18 protein-coding genes are annotated in these 20,416 nt (G+C 30.6%); 2 read left to right on the top strand and 16 right to left on the bottom strand.

What is annotated here, in order from left to right; translation table 11 throughout:
• Positions 1-185 precede the first annotated feature (185 nt).
• Positions 186-1,100 (bottom strand): sporulation peptidase YabG, encoded by a 915-nt coding sequence (gene yabG / locus ACWJJT_RS09895; RefSeq protein WP_462954608.1) that lies wholly within the window; start codon positions 1,098-1,100, stop codon positions 186-188.
• A 120-nt stretch (positions 1,101-1,220) separates the two neighbouring features.
• Positions 1,221-2,225 (bottom strand): CotS family spore coat protein, encoded by a 1,005-nt coding sequence (locus ACWJJT_RS09900; RefSeq protein WP_462954609.1) that lies wholly within the window; start codon positions 2,223-2,225, stop codon positions 1,221-1,223.
• Positions 2,226-2,364: 139 nt separating this feature from the next.
• On the opposite strand from ACWJJT_RS09900, the gene ACWJJT_RS09905 reads away from it, so the two are divergent.
• Positions 2,365-3,495 (top strand): glycosyltransferase family 4 protein, encoded by a 1,131-nt coding sequence (locus ACWJJT_RS09905; protein ID WP_462954610.1) that lies wholly within the window; start codon positions 2,365-2,367, stop codon positions 3,493-3,495.
• A gap of 71 nt (positions 3,496-3,566) precedes the next feature.
• Here ACWJJT_RS09905 and ACWJJT_RS09910 read toward each other — a convergent pair whose 3' ends face one another.
• From ACWJJT_RS09910 to ACWJJT_RS09925, 4 genes are read right to left on the bottom strand one after another with little or no spacing between them, the layout of a single operon-like run.
• Positions 3,567-4,622, bottom strand: coding sequence for a CotS family spore coat protein (locus ACWJJT_RS09910; RefSeq protein WP_462954611.1), 1,056 nt, complete (start codon positions 4,620-4,622; stop codon positions 3,567-3,569).
• Positions 4,623-4,654: 32 nt separating this feature from the next.
• A complete protein-coding gene (locus ACWJJT_RS09915; protein WP_462954612.1) occupies positions 4,655-5,407 on the bottom strand; it encodes a spore coat protein in 753 nt (250 codons plus the stop codon).
• Positions 5,408-5,460: 53 nt separating this feature from the next.
• Positions 5,461-5,685 carry a hypothetical protein gene (locus ACWJJT_RS09920; RefSeq protein ID WP_462954613.1) on the bottom strand — a complete coding sequence of 75 codons (225 nt, stop codon included), beginning with the start codon at positions 5,683-5,685 and terminating at the stop codon, positions 5,461-5,463.
• 4 nt (positions 5,686-5,689) lie between these two features.
• Positions 5,690-6,700, bottom strand: a complete 1,011-nt coding sequence (locus tag ACWJJT_RS09925) for a CotS family spore coat protein (RefSeq protein ID WP_462954614.1) — start codon at positions 6,698-6,700, stop codon at positions 5,690-5,692.
• A gap of 154 nt (positions 6,701-6,854) precedes the next feature.
• On the opposite strand from ACWJJT_RS09925, the gene ACWJJT_RS09930 reads away from it, so the two are divergent.
• Positions 6,855-7,988: a glycosyltransferase family 4 protein gene (locus tag ACWJJT_RS09930; protein WP_462954615.1), complete on the top strand. Its 1,134-nt coding sequence runs from the start codon at positions 6,855-6,857 to the stop codon at positions 7,986-7,988.
• A 108-nt stretch (positions 7,989-8,096) separates the two neighbouring features.
• Here ACWJJT_RS09930 and larB read toward each other — a convergent pair whose 3' ends face one another.
• From larB to ACWJJT_RS09980, 10 genes are all read right to left on the bottom strand, one after another.
• Entirely contained in the window at positions 8,097-8,843 is a 747-nt protein-coding gene (gene larB / locus ACWJJT_RS09935) for a nickel pincer cofactor biosynthesis protein LarB (protein WP_462954616.1), read from the bottom strand.
• A gap of 57 nt (positions 8,844-8,900) precedes the next feature.
• Positions 8,901-10,154 (bottom strand): nickel pincer cofactor biosynthesis protein LarC, encoded by a 1,254-nt coding sequence (gene larC, locus ACWJJT_RS09940; RefSeq protein WP_462954617.1) that lies wholly within the window; start codon positions 10,152-10,154, stop codon positions 8,901-8,903.
• A gap of 204 nt (positions 10,155-10,358) precedes the next feature.
• Positions 10,359-11,948, bottom strand: a complete 1,590-nt coding sequence (locus ACWJJT_RS09945) for an alpha-amylase family glycosyl hydrolase (protein WP_462954618.1) — start codon at positions 11,946-11,948, stop codon at positions 10,359-10,361.
• A gap of 47 nt (positions 11,949-11,995) precedes the next feature.
• Entirely contained in the window at positions 11,996-13,033 is a 1,038-nt protein-coding gene (locus ACWJJT_RS09950; protein WP_462954619.1) for a LacI family DNA-binding transcriptional regulator, read from the bottom strand.
• Positions 13,034-13,124: 91 nt separating this feature from the next.
• Positions 13,125-14,204 carry a glycoside hydrolase family 130 protein gene (locus ACWJJT_RS09955; protein ID WP_462954620.1) on the bottom strand — a complete coding sequence of 360 codons (1,080 nt, stop codon included), beginning with the start codon at positions 14,202-14,204 and terminating at the stop codon, positions 13,125-13,127.
• Positions 14,191-16,458 carry a hypothetical protein gene (locus tag ACWJJT_RS09960; RefSeq protein ID WP_462954621.1) on the bottom strand — a complete coding sequence of 756 codons (2,268 nt, stop codon included), beginning with the start codon at positions 16,456-16,458 and terminating at the stop codon, positions 14,191-14,193. The genes ACWJJT_RS09955 and ACWJJT_RS09960 overlap by 14 nt, the downstream gene beginning before the upstream one ends.
• A 58-nt stretch (positions 16,459-16,516) precedes the next feature.
• Entirely contained in the window at positions 16,517-17,488 is a 972-nt protein-coding gene (locus ACWJJT_RS09965) for an ABC transporter ATP-binding protein (protein ID WP_165413266.1), read from the bottom strand.
• Position 17,489: 1 nt separating this feature from the next.
• Positions 17,490-18,482, bottom strand: coding sequence for an ABC transporter ATP-binding protein (locus tag ACWJJT_RS09970; RefSeq protein WP_462954622.1), 993 nt, complete (start codon positions 18,480-18,482; stop codon positions 17,490-17,492).
• Positions 18,483-18,492: 10 nt separating this feature from the next.
• Entirely contained in the window at positions 18,493-19,404 is a 912-nt protein-coding gene (locus ACWJJT_RS09975; RefSeq protein WP_462954623.1) for an ABC transporter permease, read from the bottom strand.
• Positions 19,405-20,391, bottom strand: coding sequence for an ABC transporter permease (locus ACWJJT_RS09980; protein ID WP_462954624.1), 987 nt, complete (start codon positions 20,389-20,391; stop codon positions 19,405-19,407).
• Positions 20,392-20,416 lie beyond the last annotated feature (25 nt).

A 20,416-nucleotide genomic window follows, 5' to 3' on the forward strand; every position in this document is an offset into this window, starting at 1 on the left:
AAATTCATTTCCATAGATTATTCTTCGCATAATTAATTATTATCTATTTTATGAGCATTTACCTTATAAATCACTAATGTAGTATACTTACATACCATTTTTAATACAATCTATGATAGTTTGTTTAAGTACTCAAAATAAAATAACCAGCATTCTAGTAAAGTTTTTGAAGCTAACCTACGCACCTATATATACTTAGACTTAGGAAACCCCTCTCTATACTTTCCTCTAGTTTGTAATCCACCTATCCCATCTAATCCTGTTATAGTGTTCTGTATAACATCTTCTATAGCTACAACATTTTCTATATTTGTATAGGCAATCTTCTCAGAAACTAAAACGGGGTCTAAACAATGGATTAAGACGCGATTTGGCGAACTAGCAAAATTAGCACCAGCATCTAAAATAGCCTCATAACAGGATTGACATGCCCCTGCAAATATTACTAAATCATCATAATTGCTATTATAGGATCTAAGAGCCATAACCGCCTCTACAAAGTACTTTGAATTTCTGTAGTTATCTAAATTCATATAATCATTTATTCCTTTTACCATACCATCATGTCCTGTTATTACGACTATATCCGGATTAACTTCTTTTACTAAATTCACTATTTCATTTGGTTGATTTTTTTCTGATATTATCCTCCCTACAGCATTTAATGATAGCTGCTTATAAGTTTTTAAGCACACTTCTAAATATTCTGCATCACCATCTACATGTAGTATTTTTCCAGGTCTTCCAAAAATCATATCTTTATTTTTGTACTCTTTGTATTTTTCTTGTTTTAGCTGCAAATCTTTAATTTTCCCTTTAAAATCTATAGCCGAGCCCCTGTCTCCTCTGCTCCCTTTAATTCTATTCATTAATACTCTTTTAATAGATGCATTTACCTTTTTATTAAAAACCTTATCAATTTCATAAATGTCATCTTCTTCCACTAATTCTAGATCCTCACTTAAAGAGTCAGCTTCTATTCTTAAATTTATTCCCTTAAGTAAATACACATCATCATTATCTCCTGGCACAATATCTATTATTTTAAATGTAATGTCTCCGCCATAAGATTTTCTTACTACAATGTCACCTATTTTCACAATACCACCTCCATATTTAAACCCATAATATATATTATGAAAATATAGTGAATAGGTGAAATCAAAAAAAGTTATGTAAACATTATATCTACATAACTTTAATAAATATTATGGTTTATTTTACCTTTGATTGAATACTTTTTTATATTGTTCAATAAATTCCATATACTTTTCTTTTTCAGAAATTAACTCCTCCATCTTCTTGTTAAAAGTATTTTGAATCCAGGTAACTTCATTATAATAGTATCTATTACAAAGCCTCCAATATCGTTGTGGAAATACTAAAAATGCATATATGAGTCTGTACTCTTCTTCTAACAGAGGATTTACACTGCTATACGCCTCTAATACTATTTCAGCATATTTTATGTCCCAATCCTGCTTTTTAAGCATCTTGATCAAAAAATTAGATAAATCGTATGCTTTTACTTCTCTTTTGCAGTAATCAAAATCAATTATATTAACATCATTATTTTTATCAATAATAATATTATGATAAGTATAATCATGGTGGCAAAATCCCTTCTCTTCTTCTGTTTGCCTACATATGTCAAAGTACCTAGAGTCATCGAGTATTGCCATAGCTCTTTTGGCTAATTCTTTTTGAGCATCAACACTCCTAATATAATTCATATCAAAATCTGTTTTAAAATTCTTCTTTTTTCTAATCATACCTTGCATTTTATCAAAGGACTTTATTCGTTTTTCCATCAGATGTGGCCATCTTCCAAGATCTGTTTTTAACTTACTGTTTTCTGGTGGATCATATCCTTTGGATGCAATATGCATATAAGCTAATTCTTTTGCGGCCTCAACTAAATCCTCTTCATTGTGAAAATCACATTCGCGACCATCTATCCAGGTTGATAGTGTATAAATATCTTCATTAACTAATGCATAAGGATTTCCTTCAGTATTTAAAAAATATCTATCAACCTTGTCAAATCCATTTTTTGCAAGATGCTCTTTGGCTCCATATACAAACAAAAGTTTTTGTGTCCCGTAACTGATTTTCTTTAGACACTTAGCTCCGTCATCCGTCTTCAAAAAATACACTCCCTTATTGGGACGTATACTTTCTATCTTGATACCATATTGTCTTTCAATTTCAAACTCCCTCATCATGTTACTCACCCCCCCTATAATTTATATTACTAATATTTCATTTTAGAATAAATTCTTGTATGTTTTAACAACATTTATGCTTTCGCTTAATATAATAAAATATATTCATTTATTAAATCAGTATTTAAGGAGTCTTAAAATGAAAATCGGAATCGATGCTAGAGCTGCAAAATGGTATAGAGGAACTGGTATAGGAACTTATTCTTACCAAATAATTAATTCTTTAAATAAAATAGACAATTTTAATGATTATTCGCTTTTTGTACCAGACGACTGTAAGCTTGCCATACCCTTTAAAGAAAATTTTCATATAAAAAGCATTAAGCAAGATAGTCAAAATAACTTTTGGAATGAGGTGAATATTCCCAACAAATTAATAGATAAGTCTTTGGACATATATCACGTTCCCCAAAACGGCATTGGGCTGCCGTCAAAGAAAACCTGTCCCTTCGTTATTACGCTGCATGATGTTATTCCGTATAAAATGCCAGATACAGTTGGTGACCAATATTTAAAAATTTTCAATGAAAAATTGCCCAATATAATTCCCTTATGTGATGGAATAATTACCGTGTCTGAATATTCAAAGGAAGATATCATTAGAGCTTTTAACTATCCACGAGAAAAAATATATGTCACTTATTTAGCTAGCGAAGATATTTATAAGCCTTATGATAAAGCCCTTAGTAAATCTATAATCGAAAAAAATTACTCTATTACAGGAGACTATATTCTTTATATTGGAGGATTTAGTCCCAGAAAAAATATTCTCGGATTACTAAATTCCTTTAGTCTGCTTTTACCAAAATTAAAAAAAGATATTAAATTAGTCATTGCAGGTAGCAAAGGTAAATCATATGATATATATAAAAAAAGAGCACAAGATTTACACATTGATGATAAAGTAATTTTCCCAGGTTTTATATCTATGACTTATATTCCCTTCATGTATAACGCTTGTGAGCTGTTTGTATACCCTTCATTTTATGAAGGTTTTGGATTACCTCCAATTGAAGCAATGGCTTGTGGCGTTCCTGTAATCGCCTCTAACGCCACCTCTATCCCCGAAATAGTTAAGGATTCAACTTTACTTGTAAATCCATATGATATTAATTCCTTAAGTGAAAAAATGTATAATGTGCTCCTTGATAATGACTTAAGACAATCCCTGATAACTAGAGGATTAAAAAGAGCCTCTACCCTAACTTGGGAACATACGGCTGCAACTACTCTAAGTGCTTATCAAAATATATTAGGGACGCTTAAATAAATGTCCTTATTATCAAATTATCAAAACAAAAGCCCCACATAGTGTATTTACAACTATGTAGGGCTTTTAAACTAACAATTATAATGATTCTTAAAGGCCTCTAAAAATCCTTCTCTGTCTTCTTTGCCTTCCACTTTCTTCTTTAATCTGCTTAAAAACACCTCTTCACTCCACTGTTTTTTCCTTGTATAATAATCTCTAGCTATACTGTAAAAGTCCTCTGGAAAGCTAAGCATGCCATACAATACCTTTAATTCCCGATTATTTAATGGCAATACTTTTATATATTCACTTAAAATACCATTAGCCTTTTCTATATCATAGGCAGAATTTTTAATGGCTTTATTTGTAAAGTTGCAAATATCATGCACCTTTAAGTCTATAACTGCATAATCAAAATCTAAGAAATATACATCTTCCTTATTAATCAATATATTATGGTGAGCTAAATCATGATGGCAAAATACAATTTTTTCTTTTTCCTTACATAAATTGTAATACTCTGATTTGCTTAGAATATCTATACTTTGCATTATATTTTTCTCATAATATTCCTCATATTCTAGAAATATATAATCAAATTCATTTTTATTTTCATTTCGAGTTGCTATGCTTTTAAAAAACATAAGATCATTTAATTTTCTTTTAAAATTTTGTATTATTCTACCACATAAGTACCGTTGCTCATTTTTTGCGAGTAACCTTTCAAATGACCCTTCATATACAAGCCCTTCCGATGCCTTATGAAGCTCAGCTATTGCTCTAGATGCGAGCATTACATCCACTGGGTTACTATACTCACACTCTCTCCCTTCTACTAAATTCATAATACAATATAAATCATTTTTCCAAGGGACATATATAAGTTTGGATTTTGTCTTTTCGAATTCAATGATCCTATTAAAATTATTATTTCTAATATACTCAATCCCATAATTAATGAATTCAAGTTGGGAAATGCTATAGTTTACTTTTTTTAAAACCTTATCGCCTTTATCAGTATTAAGTATAAATACTTTTCTTACTGGAATAACATCACTGACCACTAGATCGAATTCGCTAAATAAATCTACATCTAAATCATATTTACTTAAATAAGCCTTATCTTTAAATCTAACGTCTAACATGTTCTCACCTCTTTTATCGTTGCATTAATAACTTAAATTAATGAATCCCCATCTTGAATTAAAGCTTTTATAAGTTTCTCAGAAAACCTCTCTTCATTCCACTTCTTTTTACCTTCTCTATGCTTATTACAACATCTCATGAATTCATGAGGGTAGGAAATTAAAGCTATTAAAAATTTTGAACTGCTTGTGTCTAGCCCTTCAATGTAGCAGAACTCTTGAGCAAGATTATGAAAATCAAGCTTCACGCCTTTTCTTTTTAATTTACTAAGCAAAAGGAAACAATCCATTTCCACCATATTGTAACTACAGTCTTTAAAACTAACAACTTCAATAAAATTATTTTTTCTAATATTTTTAAAATCTGTATTTCCTAAGCATATTTCACAACGCCTCATGCTTCTTGTTATAATCCCTAAATAATCTGCCTGGTATACTTCTCTTATACACCGCTGCCCTCTATCTATAACTTCCTTTCCATATTTAACGATTAATTGTTCAAAGGAATTTTTCGGTTCATATCTTATAATATTATTTATGTCTCCGTCCAACCTTTTAATAGAAATTTTATAATCCTCTATGATTTTCCCTGTATTGTTATTTAACTTATTCCTTAGGTACCCATTAAATCCAAGAGATTTTTCATGTAACGCATAGATAGCACGAAATTGTTCTATTATTACTTTTTCGGTTACGTCTATGTTCTTAGATTCAATTTCACCTACATTTTTAATACCTTTAAACATCATATAATCCGAAAATTCATTATAGATGCTTATCGCCACTGGCACCACCTCAATTTAAATCTATTAGTCAATTGTTATATAATAATCAAGTTCTATCTGACTTTTTTATAATTTTTGTCCATTTTCTTTAATATCTCTCTTTGCTGCAATTCAAGCTCACTGATTTTCTTTTTCCTTTTTCTTATTTTTTTCAGTTTTTTAACTTCCTCTTCCATGTTCTCGAGCCTTATATCATATTCCTCTACAGTGGATTCCTGCGGATCAATTACGTCAATATCAAGCTCATCAATGCACCCATCCTTTTTGTTTTTCCCCACAATACTACCTCCCATATTTTATTTTTATGAATTTCTCAATAAAAATTTGCTTATCCACTCTATCCTCGCGCATTTTTTCGAGCTTCCTTAAGAAAAACTCTTCTCCCCAATCCTTATTTTCCCAATAATATTGAATCCCTATTTGCCAATATTCCTGAGGAAATTCCATAAATGCTGCCATTACTTCTATATCGCTTTTATATATCGAAAAAGCATCATCATACGCTTCCATTATAAAAAGTGCATTTTCAGGACTCCATTTGCCATTCTTCATCCTTCGTATTAGAAGGCTACTTAAATCATGTAAATGAGTGTCTAGAATGCAATAATCAAAATCAATAATATTCACGCCCCCACTTTTATCTAATAATACATTATGATGAGCATAATCATGGTGGCAGAATCCCTTATGTTTAATTTCTTCTTTCATCTTACTTACATATCCACTTTTACATAAATTTTCTATAGATCTATTACTCCGTGCAAGCTCTTCCTCCATAATTCTTAAATAATTGCTGTCGAATTCCGTAATGCATTTTTTTTTACTTATTCTTCTTTTAAAATCTAATATTTCTCTTTCTCTAGTTTTAAAAGTTTCTATCCATTTAAGCCATCCTATTCTGGGTGCCATGTCCGGTGTAACTTTAAAATTCAAACTTTTTTTATGCAGCTCTGCAAGCTTTGAGGTACATAATTTTATTTCCACTGGATTATCATAATTGCATTCTCTTGCTTTTAGCCAAGGTGTTAAATAAGCGTATTTATTCTCAATGGCGATATACTCCTTGTTATCAATAGTCTCAATGATTTCCGGTATATTTTCAAAACCATTGCTCTGCAAATGTTTTATCGCACCAACAATAAATAAAAAATGCTTAAAGTCATAATTAATGCTTTTCAAGCAATACATATTATTTTCGGTTTCTATTCTGTAAACATTCTTTATTTTCACTATATCATTAATACAAAGAGAATAATTATCTTGCACCGTCTCCTTTACTTCCTGGATTTCCAAATGCATGCCTCCGCAATATTGTTCTATTGCAGTATATGAACTTTCTCAATAATTTGTGCTTAATTATATTTTTATAATTAGCACACTTTTTAAGTAAAAACAATATATTAATATATATTGTGGTTTTTTATAATAATTTTAAGGAGTGAAACCTATGAAGATTGCAATTGATGCTAGAGGCATCAATTTCTATAGTGGAACAGGTATAGGAACTTATACAGAAAATGTGTTTAAAAATTTAATCAACATAGATAATGTAAATAACTACCACGTTTTTTGGTCAGGCAACAATTATGAAATTATAAAAAAAGAAAACTGCAAAATAGTAATGACCTCTAAAAAGCATCAAAGATTTTTTGAAGATTATTATTTTCCAGAAAACATTTCAAAAGAAAACATAGATATATATCATATGCCCCAAAATGGTATAGGTTTTTCTCAGGAAATAACTTGCAAGAAAGTAGTCACGATACATGATTTAATTCCATATGTTATGCCCGAAACAGTAGGACGAGGATATTTGCTGAAATTTTTAAAAGAGATGCCAATGATTATAGGAGACTCTGATGGGATAATAACTGTATCCGAATTCTCTAAACGTGATATTTTAAAATTTTTCCCAGTAGACGAAAGTAAGATTTTTGTAACTCCTTTAGCTGCAGATAAAAAATATATTCCTTTAGATAAGATCCACTGTAGGAATTTCCTAAAAGCTGTATATAATTTAACAGATCCCTTTATACTCTACCTAGGAGGATTTAGTGAAAGAAAGAATGTGTCTTCTGTCATAATTGCTTTTTCTAAAATATATAATGATTTAAATAAAAAGTATAATTTAGTTATTGTAGGTGGCTATAAAGATTCCGATCAAAAACTCATAAAACTTGCAAATGAATTAAAAATAGGCTCGCATGTTATTTTTACCGGTTTTGTACCTGAAGATCATTTACCTCTTTTCTATAATTGCTGTGATACTTTCATCTATCCATCTTTTTATGAAGGCTTTGGACTCCCCCCTTTAGAAGCTATGAATTGTGGCACTCCTGTAATAGCTTCTAACCTTACCTCTATTCCAGAGGTAGTAGGTGACGGTGGTATTTTAATAAATCCATATGATATCTCAGAGATGTCTCTCGCCATAGGTAACTTATTAAGTAACGAGGCTCTAAGGTCAGAATTAAGTTCTAAAGCATTAATAAGAGCCAAAGAATTTTCATGGCAGAACACTGCACAATCCACTCTCAAAGTCTATGCCGATATATACAATCGCGAATCCCCTGCACAATAAGAGAAGTATATATTACTGCAACTATATTTTATGTAATATATACTTTTCAAACACACTATAATTAAGGCTTGCATAATGAATATGCAAGCCTCATTTTAAAAAATTAGTTTATAGTTTATTTATAATACTTGCTAAATATCCTGCGCCAAAGCCATTGTCAATATTAACAACACTAACTCCACTAGAACAACTATTTAACATTGATAACAATGCCGAAAGCCCTTTAAAATTAGCCCCGTATCCTATACTAGTTGGAACAGCTATAACTGGTTTATCCACCAAGCCTCCAACTACACTAGTTAAGGCGCCTTCCATTCCCGCCACAGTAATAACCACCTTCGCGTGCCTTATAACATCTAGATTTTCAAACAACCTATGAATACCTGCTACTCCTACATCATAAACTCTTTCAACTTTATTCCCAAAAATTTCTGCTGTAATAGCTGCCTCTTCCGCTACTGATATATCAGAAGTTCCTCCTGTTACTAATGCAATATATGTACTTGGAGTCTCTACAGCCTTTTTTTTAATAACAATTGTTCTTGCAAGTTCATTGTACTCAGCATCATCACATACCTCTTTTACCCCTTCATACATGATCCTAGAGGCCCTTGTACCAAGAATATTTACATCCTTAGTTATCATTAAGCTAACTATACCCTTTATTTGATCCACAGTTTTCCCTTCACAATATATAACCTCTGGGTACCCAACTCTAAGTTCTCTATGATTATCGATTTTTGCAAATCCTAAATCTGAATAAGACAAATCTTTTAACTTATCTACACCATCCTCAATAGATATATTACCATTTTTAACAGACTTAAGGAATTTCTTCATTTCTTCTGAATTCATATATTCTCCACCTTTTTTAATTTAAACTTACAGTTTTATGTTTTTATATCTATAATGTTATATTTCATTCCTTAATTTTTTATATACTTCGCTTATAGGGAGCCCCACACTTTGGGCTATTTTCTTACACTCCTCATATTCTAACTTATTCTTTATTTTTTCACCTTTGTAGTAAGCTTCTTTCACAGTAACTTCACCATAGCTAGTGTTCATTTTAGTAAATTCTCTTTGGAGCATTGTTTTATGTACTTTAAAACTTCTTACTCCAAATGTAGTAGTTTCTCTAAATAATACTTCTTTTATCTTTCCAATTTTATCTTCTTTACATAAAACGCTTACTTTTACGCCGGGCCTGCCTTTTTTCATTATAATTGGAGTTAAATATGCATCCAAAGCACCCTTTGTAAAAAGCTTATCAAGAATATACTCATATAGCTCTGGGTTCATATCATCTATATTACATTCCACAATTTCTTGAAATACTTCCCCTTCATTTTCTGTATTTTCAGCATCAGACAAATTATTTACCTCTTCTGCTAACATGACCCTCAGTACATTAGGAATTTCAGTATCTCTGTTACCTACTCCATAGCCGATCTTCTTTATAATAAAATCGTTATCATCTTTGAATTCAGAGACGTTAGCCGCAAGAATTGCAGCACCTGTAGGTGTTGTAGTTTCAAAAGGTACAGCCCCCAGTTTTACCGGTATTCCCTTCAAAATTTCCATAGTGGCAGGTGCTGGTACTGGTATAAGTCCATGAGCACACTTAACAAACCCACCACCAAGCTCTATAGATGAGCTCATTATTTTATCAACATTTAAATAACTTATGCAAATAGCAGCTCCTACTATATCCACAATAGAATCTATTGCACCTACCTCATGGAAGTGAACTTCATACAATGTTTTTCCATGAACCTTTGCCTCAGCTCTCGCAACCTTCATAAACATTTTTTTGCTTAATTCTTTCACTTTAGAACTTAACTTACTACAATCTATAATTTTCTCAATATCTTTAAGGTTTCTATGTTCCTCATGGCTATGATTGTTGCTCACATGTCCATGAGAGTGTTCTCCTTCACTTCCATCCTGGGTATGTTCATGATGATGCTCCTCTAAATCTACATCCACCTTAGTGCCCTCTATACCTTTTCTACTATCTCTTGATACTTTTATTTCATACCCATTTATATTTAGCTTTTTTAATTCCTCGATTAAATATTTCTCGTCTATACCTAAGTCTAGCAACGCTCCTAAATTCATATCACCACTAATACCTGAAAAACAATCATAATAAAGTATTTTCATTCTCATCCACTCCATTTCTTTTGTATTTATCTCATTGTACCAAATAAATAAATATTATAGGTTATATATATATAAATTATAAAAAAATATGCACTTATTATTATTATGCGATTTTATTTATTACTATGTCTGACTTTTTTATTTAAATTCTAAAACAAAAGCCTTAATATTTGAAAAGAAATAGGTATATCTGCTTTGATATACCTATTTCTTTTCAATTATTATAAAATCAAACTGATTCAATTTCAGCCCATTTTCTATACTATTGCTACAATATAAAACTTGTCCAATGCTATTTTCTATATATACCTTAATACCAAAGTTAATTACAATTCTAATTACTTCATTATGAAGTTCTCTTTCTAAAATAAGTATATCTTTCTTAAGGAAAATAGTTTTATATGTTCCATATAATAAACATGGATTATTATACCTTATTTTAATAAGGTCTTTATACAAGTATAATAAACTTTTTTTATTATTTTTACAAATTTCTACTGATATGTCATCTACCTTATCTTCTATGTTTATCCAAGATTTACTCTTGCTAAATCCATAAAACTCCGAATTTTCCCATTGCATTGGACTTCTTGACTTATCTCTAGAACTCTTATTTGCACTAGCTAATGCTTCTTCTCTACTTTTCCCTTTTAAAATTTCTATATTATATTTCATAATCCCTTGAACATCATTCATTTTGTTTATATCGAGGCAAACCAAATCCTTAATCCCAATTTCCTCTCCAAAATACATAAATGGAACACCATAAGTTGTTAATAATAAAGCTGCCATCGCTCTTTCAATTCCATTTTTATCTCCATTTGGATTAAATCTTGAAACACTTCTTCCCATATCATGGCTATTAAAAAATATTGTTGGTATTTGCTCTGAATTGTATTCCTCATTCATAGCTCTAATTTCTTTATATATTTTCTCCGCTGAAAATTCCTTCATACTACCTAAGTTGAAATTGAATACTACGTCTAATAAATTCTTACCCGAGTAATTTTTCAGTTCAATTAACTCATCTGATCCAATTTCTCCTACGAGGAAAATATCTTCTTTTATTTCTCTTATATCTTTTACTAAAGTTTTTATAACGTCTATAATTCCATCTTGATCTTTATCATTTCTATGTATTTGTTCACCTTTTTCATCATATGGATTATCTTTATTAAAGTCATTTTTTATTGTTAAAAAGTTAATTACATCGAATCTAAATCCATCTACTTCTAGGTCAATCCAATATTTAAGTACATCTTTCATTGCCTCATAAACCTTAGGTTCTGCCCAATTCAAATCTACTTGCTCTTTTGCAAATGCATGATAGTAATATTCCTTTGTTTTCTTATCAAATTCCCAAGCATCTCCACCAAAAAATGACTCCCAGTTGTTAGGTTTGTCTTTTTTCCATATATAAAAATCTCTTTTTTCATTATCTTTAGAGCTTCTTGATTCTTTAAACCATGAATGTTCACTTGATGTATGATTTAAAACTATATCAACTATTACTTTTATTCCTAAATCATGTGCCTTATTTATGAATTCTTTAAATTCTTCTAAAGTACCATAACATTTATCAATATTATAATAATCTGATATATCATAACCATTATCAACTTTAGGAGATGGATAAAATGGTGTAAGCCAAATCCCCTTAATACCTAATTCACTTAAATAATCTAATTTAGATGTTATTCCTTTAAAATCCCCCACTCCATCGTTATTTCCATCCATAAAACTTGACATATATATTTCGTAGAACACACATTCTTTCCACCACTTTTTATCCATGTTTTTTACTTCTCCCTATTTGAACAGATTATCAATTAATCTATACTTTACTCTTTTACACCTACTGAATCTCTTTCAATTACACTTACACTCATAATTATATTTTCATTTAGTTCGTTTTTATGATCTAACCTCCATAATAATTTATTTAAAGCTTTACGTCCCATTAATTCCTTTTCTACTCTCACTGTTGTAATATTAGGCACAACAAATGAGCTTAACACTATATCATCAAAGCCTACAACTGCTATATCTTGTGGAATTGAATATCCCATTTCCTTAAGTGATGAAATTAGAATAATAGCAGCATTATCATTTGAGCATACAAATGCTTCTGGCATATCCTCTAAGCACTTTATTTTTTCTTTTATCCATTCTAAATCTTGTCTTATTACATACTCTTCTAAATTATCTAAAACTGAATATCTATTTATAAAATCAATCATTTTATTTTCTTCCTTGAAATTTATAAACTTTTTCATAGCTTCTTGATATCCAAAAAATCTTTCCTTTACACTTAGAGAATATTCTAGCTCTCCAAAAAAACCTATTTTTTTATATCCACGATCTAAAAGTAATTTCGTAATCTTAAAGCTTCCAAGCTTGTTATCTGTCAAAATACTATCTGTACTTTCTAATAACGATGTATGATCTACTAAAACTACTGGCGCCTTATAACCTTTTAGCTTTATCAAATAATCATCATCTATTGCACCTATTACAACTACTCCACATACCTTCTTATGTTCAATGCAACTTGGAATATTTTCCTCATTTTCATCAATCATACACGTAATTATGTCGTATCCATTTTTTCTCGCTTCCTCAACTATCCCCATCATTATCTTAGAATAAAAATAATTATCTTCAAAATATAATTTTCTTATTAAAACACATATATTTTTACTTGCATATGACAGAATGAATTTAGTTGATTTTTCCAAATAACCAATCTGCTCTGCCACATCAAGAACTGTCTTTCTTGTTTCTTCACTAACTCCTGCCTTTCTATTTAATGCTAATGATACTGCATTAATAGATATGTTTAATTTATCTGCTATATCTTTCATTATTACTTTTCTCATCTAATATCTCCTACCATAAATATACTATAAGGCTATCAGTTAATTTTATCAAATTATCTCCTGCGGAGCTACAATATTAAGGATTTATGTGTTATTTATCCATTAAAGTGAATATATCTTCTATTTTTATATCTGCTCTACAAACTTTATCATCTGCTGCGCCATAATATATTTTAACAATACCATCTTCAAATAAACATCCACATGTAAATACTACATTACCAAAGAAACCTTCTTTTTCATAAGTAGCTTTTGGTTCTAATATAGCTCTACTTGTTTTGGCTAATATTTTGCTAGGATCATTTTTATCAAGTAAGAATGCTCCTAAGCAATATCTATCATTTTTATCTGCTGCATGATAAATTTTTATCCAACCTTTTTCTGTTAAGAATGGTACTGCACCTCCTCCAACCCTTCCATTTTCCCATGCTCCTTCATTTGAACCACCATAAAAATGTTTTTGTTTTCCCCAATGTACTAAATCAGGTGATTCTGCTATCCACATATCTGCTCCGCCGATTGCACATGGAACGGGTCTATTAAATGTTATATATTTCCCGTTTATTTTTTCTGGGAATATAGTTACATCTTTATTTTCTGGGGCAAATATAATTCCATGTCTTTCATAAGTTTTAAAATCCTTTGTAGAAACTAACGAAGTGGCTGCACCATTTCTAGTCACAGATGTATAATTCACATAATATGTATCCTCTATTTTAGTTATTCTTGGGTCCTCCATTCCCCATTCTTCTTCTGAAGCTGTAAGTTTAATAAAAGCTTCATCTTCTATGATGAAATTTTCTCCATCCTTTGATCTTGCTATCCTTATATGTGATAATGAAGTTAAATAAGCAATTTTTCTTACTCCCCCAATATGCGTAATCCATAAAGAACGTGCATCTGAATAATCATATTGCGTATCTATTTCTTTATTAAATGAAACTATGTCTATTACATCTTTTCCATCTATGTTTACTACTACAGGTATCTTTACTTCATCTTCCTTATCAACTTTAACAGATTCTGCAACTCTACATAATAATAGATATTCATCATCGTATTTACAAACACCACAGTTAAATACGCCATCAACTTTAAAATCTTCTCTACTTGGTTTCACGTCACTTGGTTTTATAAGCGGATTCATATCACTTCTTTTAGCAAAACTCATTATTAACACGCCCTTTTGTTTTTCTTATTCCTGCTACCTCTAATGCTGTTATTGCAAATACATTCCAAGAAAAAACCCTTATAGATTTCCATAAACACCCTTCCTTAGATAAATCCGTTGGTAAAAACTCATGACTTACAGGATCATCTTTAATTAGGTTTATCTCTCTATCCATTCTATTTAAAATCCTGTTCTTATAGTCATCTAATCCATATCTCACTCCAACTGCATATGCCATTATCTCTTCTCTAAGCCAGCTACCACCATTATAATATACTCCATCACTCCAGCTAAACTTTTCATCAAAAGGACTATCAGCCCCACTAAAATACTTGTTATTAACATGTCCTATAAAAGTTGCGCAATCATTAATAACCGGTATTTTTTCAAGTGTATTTTTTACAATTCCCTCATTAAGTAACCCTTCATTAAAGAACCATAATGAAACAAATTCAGGCATCAAATCGCCTACCGATATAGCATCTTTATAGTCTAAAGTATTTAATAAGTATCCTTTTTCCTTGCTATAAAAGCTTTTATATCCAATATTAGCTTTCTCTATATAATCATCTGGCACATCTATGCCTAAGGCCTTAGCAACTTTTAATGTCACAGCAAATACACCCTGATTAACTGATACACTTGCTGTTTTTCCACCTTCAAAATATGTTTGAACATCATTTTGACCTAATACAAAATGTGATTTTGCTATACCATCACCATCTTCATCAAACTCATTAATACAATAGTTATAAGCTTTTTTAACTTTGCTCATATTAGGTTCTATTCCATACTTGATTTTATTTATATATGCCCACCATATCCATTCACAAGTAGCTTCGTTACCTTTTACTTCTAAGCTCCCCATATATGGGGTTATTATAGTTCCTATTGTTCCATTTTCATTTTGAGTTGAACCCCACTTTTCCCAAAGTGTTTTGCTCAATTCCTTATCATTTACCCCCGCTACACTCCAAAAAGAATCTCTATTATACATATCTGGGGCATAATTTAAGCTAGGTACATTTAATGGCAAAAAGTCATATGCACTAGTTATCCATGTTAACATCTGCATATCTGCAAAAAGAATTTTTTCAACATCACTTCCATTAAACCCTAACCCATCTGCTAATAACACTTGGCTGTAGTAACGTATATCTCGAAGACCATCCATTTGCTTAATAAGTATGAATAACTTCTTCTCACAACTTTTACCTTGTTCCAACCTATGAAATGGTTTTTCTATACCATTTACCTTAGTTACCTTTAAGTTTTTTATATCAATAGATTCATTATCATTACTCTTTATCACTAAGAGACTCTTTTTATTTTCCGTATTTGATAGTATTAATCCATCTTGGAAGCTAGTCCATGTTTCCTTATAAGATGGTATATTATTCTGATAATCAAAACCATGTACTTCGTAATTATCTTTTGTTAATTCTTTCAAAACAACTACACTTAATTTTCCATTTATCCTATGATCAAAACTTATATCATAATACCCATCTTCAAGATCTAGTGTTATGATTAAACTTCCTTCATTATCTTTATTTATATAATCATTATCTACTTCAACAACTTCTTTTTTCCCGTTATTAAAATCTGTTAATTCTCCTAAAGTTAACTTTACATAATGATCACCTTTTTCTCTATCAGATAAAGTTGAAACTCTATAAAGATTAATATCACAAGCCTCTTTTATTGCTGTAAATCCTAGTTTGTTATAATGTGGCCTTCTTCTAATATTTCTTGTCCAATAATTTCTGTGTCCAGCATCTGTCAGCAAGCCAACATATGCTTTTCCCACTACATATCCCGCTGCTGGAAATACTTCTCTCACCACACCACCATTGTTATTATCATTATCAAAACTCCAATAACATTTTGGCTCCTCACTTGGAATTATAGAGTTCTCTATACTATAAAACAGCATAGGTATATTTGTTTGCTTAAGTATTATTCTTTTCTCCACTAAGGCCTCATTAACTACTTTATAAACAACTTGAATATCTATATACGTTTCTAGCATCTCGCAGTAATATCTACAATTACAGATAATTTCATTTTCATAATAACCAACAGTATCAATATCTATATTACTTATAACCTCTCTATATGATCTATCTTCATTTTCTATAGTAATCTTTATATTTTTAATATCATCCTTTGCTACAACTTTGTTACTATTCATCAAATTTACTGTGTATTTCTTGTTTTCATCTTTACTAATGTCTATAGAAATTCGCTCCACCGTAATAACACACTCCTATTTGCTATATTAAATCATTCCCTGATGAGCTGAAATGTCGTTAAATAGTTTCTGCATGGTGACATGCAACAAATCCATCCCCAAGTTTTCTTAGTTTTGGTTCTTCTTTTTCACATAATTCATTTGAATAAATACATCTTGGATTGAACTTGCATCCACTTGGTAAATCTTTAAGACTTGGAATATCCATTGTCTTTAACGGTAAGTTTGAAATCATATTTTTATTTCTTGGATTTGCAACTGGAACCGCTTTTAATAAAGCTTTAAAATATGGATGTTTAGGATTTGTTATTGCATCATTTATATTATTTAATTCCACAATTGATCCTAAATACATAACCAGAACTCTCCCCTCATTAGCTATATATCTTGCTGTAGCTAAATCGTGTGTTATGTAAACAAAAGAAATTCCATGTTTTTTGTTCATCCTTGCCATTAAATCTAATAACGAAATTCTTAATGATACATCTACCATCGATACTGGCTCATCTGCTACTATAAGCTTAGGTTTCACTAATAAAGCTCTTGCTAATAATATTCTTTGTCTTTGTCCTCCACTTAATTGATGCGGATATTTATGTAAAAACTGATCAACTGGAGTTAATTCTACTTCCTCTAGATATTCTGTACATAGATCTAAAGCTTCTCCATTTGTTTTAACAATTTTATGTTTTAGTATAGGGGCGCTTAATGATTGGAAAATAGTTTTATTTGGATTTAATGCTGCAAATGAATCCTGATGCACCATTTGCACCCCCATTCTAAAGTCCTTATAATCCCCCCTTTTTAGAACATTTATATCTGTTCCTTTATAAAGTATTTTCCCCTCTGTCGGTTTATGAACATCTGCGATAATCTTTCCTAAAGTAGTTTTACCACAACCACTTTCCCCTACTACAGCTAATATTTCACCGTCTCCAATTTCTAGATTAATATCCTTTAATACTCTAACCTGTTCCTTTCCTTCTCCAAAACTTTTACTTACACCCTCTATTTTTATTAAATTACTCACTTTAAATTCCCTCCCAGTACTTACATCTACTATAATGATTATCCTTTACCTTGATAAGCTCTTTACTATTTTCATCCGACCCATCACAGCCAACCTTTCCCTTATAAATACACCTATTTTTAAATCTACATTCACCTTTTAAATCTAACATATTAATAGGTGCCCCTTTTATAGATCTTCTTGTAGTTACATCATCATATAATGAAGGTATTGCATCTAATAATGCTTTTGAATATGGATGCTTCGGCGTTTCGTATACATCTAAAACATCACCAATTTCTACTAATTCTCCTGCGTACATTACAGCTATTCTATCAACCATAGAGCCTATTATTGATATATCATGAGTTAAAAACACTATAGAAACTCCATTTTCTTTATTTATCTTTCTTAATATTTCCAATATATACCACTGCGTTATTACATCTAAAGCAGTAGTAGGTTCATCCAATATTATTAACTTTGGTTCAAGTAATAAACTTAATGCTATTAATACACGTTGCTTCATTCCACCACTTAGCTCAAATGGATAAGAATCTAGAACTTTTTCATCTAACCTAACAAAGTTTAATAACTCTTTTATACGGTTCATCATAACTTCATTAGATACTTTATCTAAATGTGTAGTATAAGTTTCAACAAAATGATCTTTTATCGTCGATATTGGATTAAGTGAATTTTGTGCAGCTTGAAATACTGTTGATATATCTTTCCATCTATATTTGTTATATTCCTTTTCCGAAAGGGCTAATAAATTTACACCATTAAAATAAACAACTTCTCCGCTTGATATTCTACCTGGCTCTCTTACTAAATTTAACATGGCTGAAGCTAAAGTTGATTTACCGCTTCCACTTTCTCCTATTATCCCTAACATTTCACCTTTATAAATATCTAAAGTAATATTATCTGCTGCTTTTAAAACTTTATCTTCATTAAAATATTTTACGTCAAATTCTACAGTTATATTTTTACATTCTAATAATTTTTCCATACTCTCACCCCTAAACTCCCATTACTTTTGTTTTTCTTTTTATAGCTATAGTAGTTTTTATTCTTGGGTTAAATGCATCCTCTAACCCTTTACTAAACATGAAACACCCTAATTGGAATAAAACAATCCCCACAATTGGTGTTAATAGATATATTATCGCTTTTGAACCAAATAATGCCCCTGTTTTGTTTAATGCCATGTCCAGCATTATTCCCCAGTGGTCCCCTTTAAACGGAGCTAATCCTAATACCATTAATCCAACACTTGCAAGTATTGATGATTTCATTATCATAATAAAGTTAACTGCTATGTATGATATAATATTTGGTAAAATATCATTTATAATAATATAAATCTTACTCATACCTAAAATTCTACTTGCCTCAATAAAATCTCTATTTTTCAAAGACAATGTTTGTGACCTTACTGCCCTTGCAAGTCCCGCCCACGACCATATACTTAATATAAGCCCAAACTTTAATGAACTATCAATATTTACTATTAATGACATAACCATTAATACAGGAAAATTAGGTATTGTCTGAACTACATTAGTTATCATCATTAAAATATCATCAACTATTCCGCCAAGTAATCCTGATGTAATTCCTACTGTAACCCCAATACTCAATGTGAAAACACCTGCATAAAGAGCTATTGTTAAAACCTCTCTTGAACCTAATATGAATTGTTTCAATGTATCTTTTCCTGCAAAATCGGTACCTAATAAATGTTGAAATGATGCTCCTTGTAATCTATTTACATAGTTAGCCTTATCAGGAGTTAACATAATTGGTCCTAATATTGCCATCAATGTAAATATGCTTAATATAAAAGCTCCAAAAGTTGCTTGTTTATTTGTAACTATTACTCTCGAGAAATTAACTATCCCTTCCCATAATGAACTTAGCTTATTTTTCATTTATGCTCTCCCCTTTCTTCTTAAACGAGGGTCTACAAACCCATATAATAATTCTACTAAGAAGTTACATAAAATAACTGTTATTATTATTACAAAGAACATCCCTTGCATTAAAGTAACATCTCTATTTGCTGTTGCATTATTTAAATAATAACCAACCCCTGGATATGAAAATAAATTTTCTATAAGTGGTGAACCACCTACTAATAATCCAAAAGTAGTTGCTAATGATGTAACCATTGGCAACATTGCATTTCTACCTACATATTTAAAAATTATCTTTTTGTTAGTTATTCCTCTTGCCCTTGCATATTGAATATAATCTTCACTTAATATTCCAACTGCTATTGATCTCATATTTACTATCCAGTTAACTACGTTAACAATGAAGAATGCCAGTATTGGTAAAATAGCATGTTTTGCAACATCTGCTATAAAAGACATGTTAAATCCGACATCAACCATTGTTGAATATGCACCTTTAGATGGTAGCATCCTTACATTAACTGCAAATATTAATATTAAGAAGAACCCTATAATATACTCTGGTATAGCTCCTAAAACCGATGCCGAGGTATCTAATAAAAGATTTAGCTTTTTACTTCTTTTCCACGCAGCAACCATACCAATGCTTATACCTACTGTAAATGCTAGTATTGTTGAAACTCCGGTTATAAGCAATGTCCATGGTAATGCTGACATTACTATATCTTTAACATCTGTTTTAAACTTTAATGACTGTCCTAAATCCCCATTTAATATTCCTTCACCAAAATCTAAAACCCTTTCGGCCAGTGGAACATTTGGATCATAATTTAACTGCATAACAGCTCTTTTATATGCTTCCCCATAAGGCACTCCTTGTGTGCTAACCATTTCCCTAGCTAATACATCTACAGGATCTCCGGGCATAAGTTCTATTATTAAAAATGTTACTACAACTGCAAATATAACAGTTAAACATAACATTAAAATTTTCTTTATCATAATAATCCTCCCTTGAAAAAAGGTG

The sequence above is a fragment of the Clostridium sp. CM041 genome (assembly GCF_055081035.1).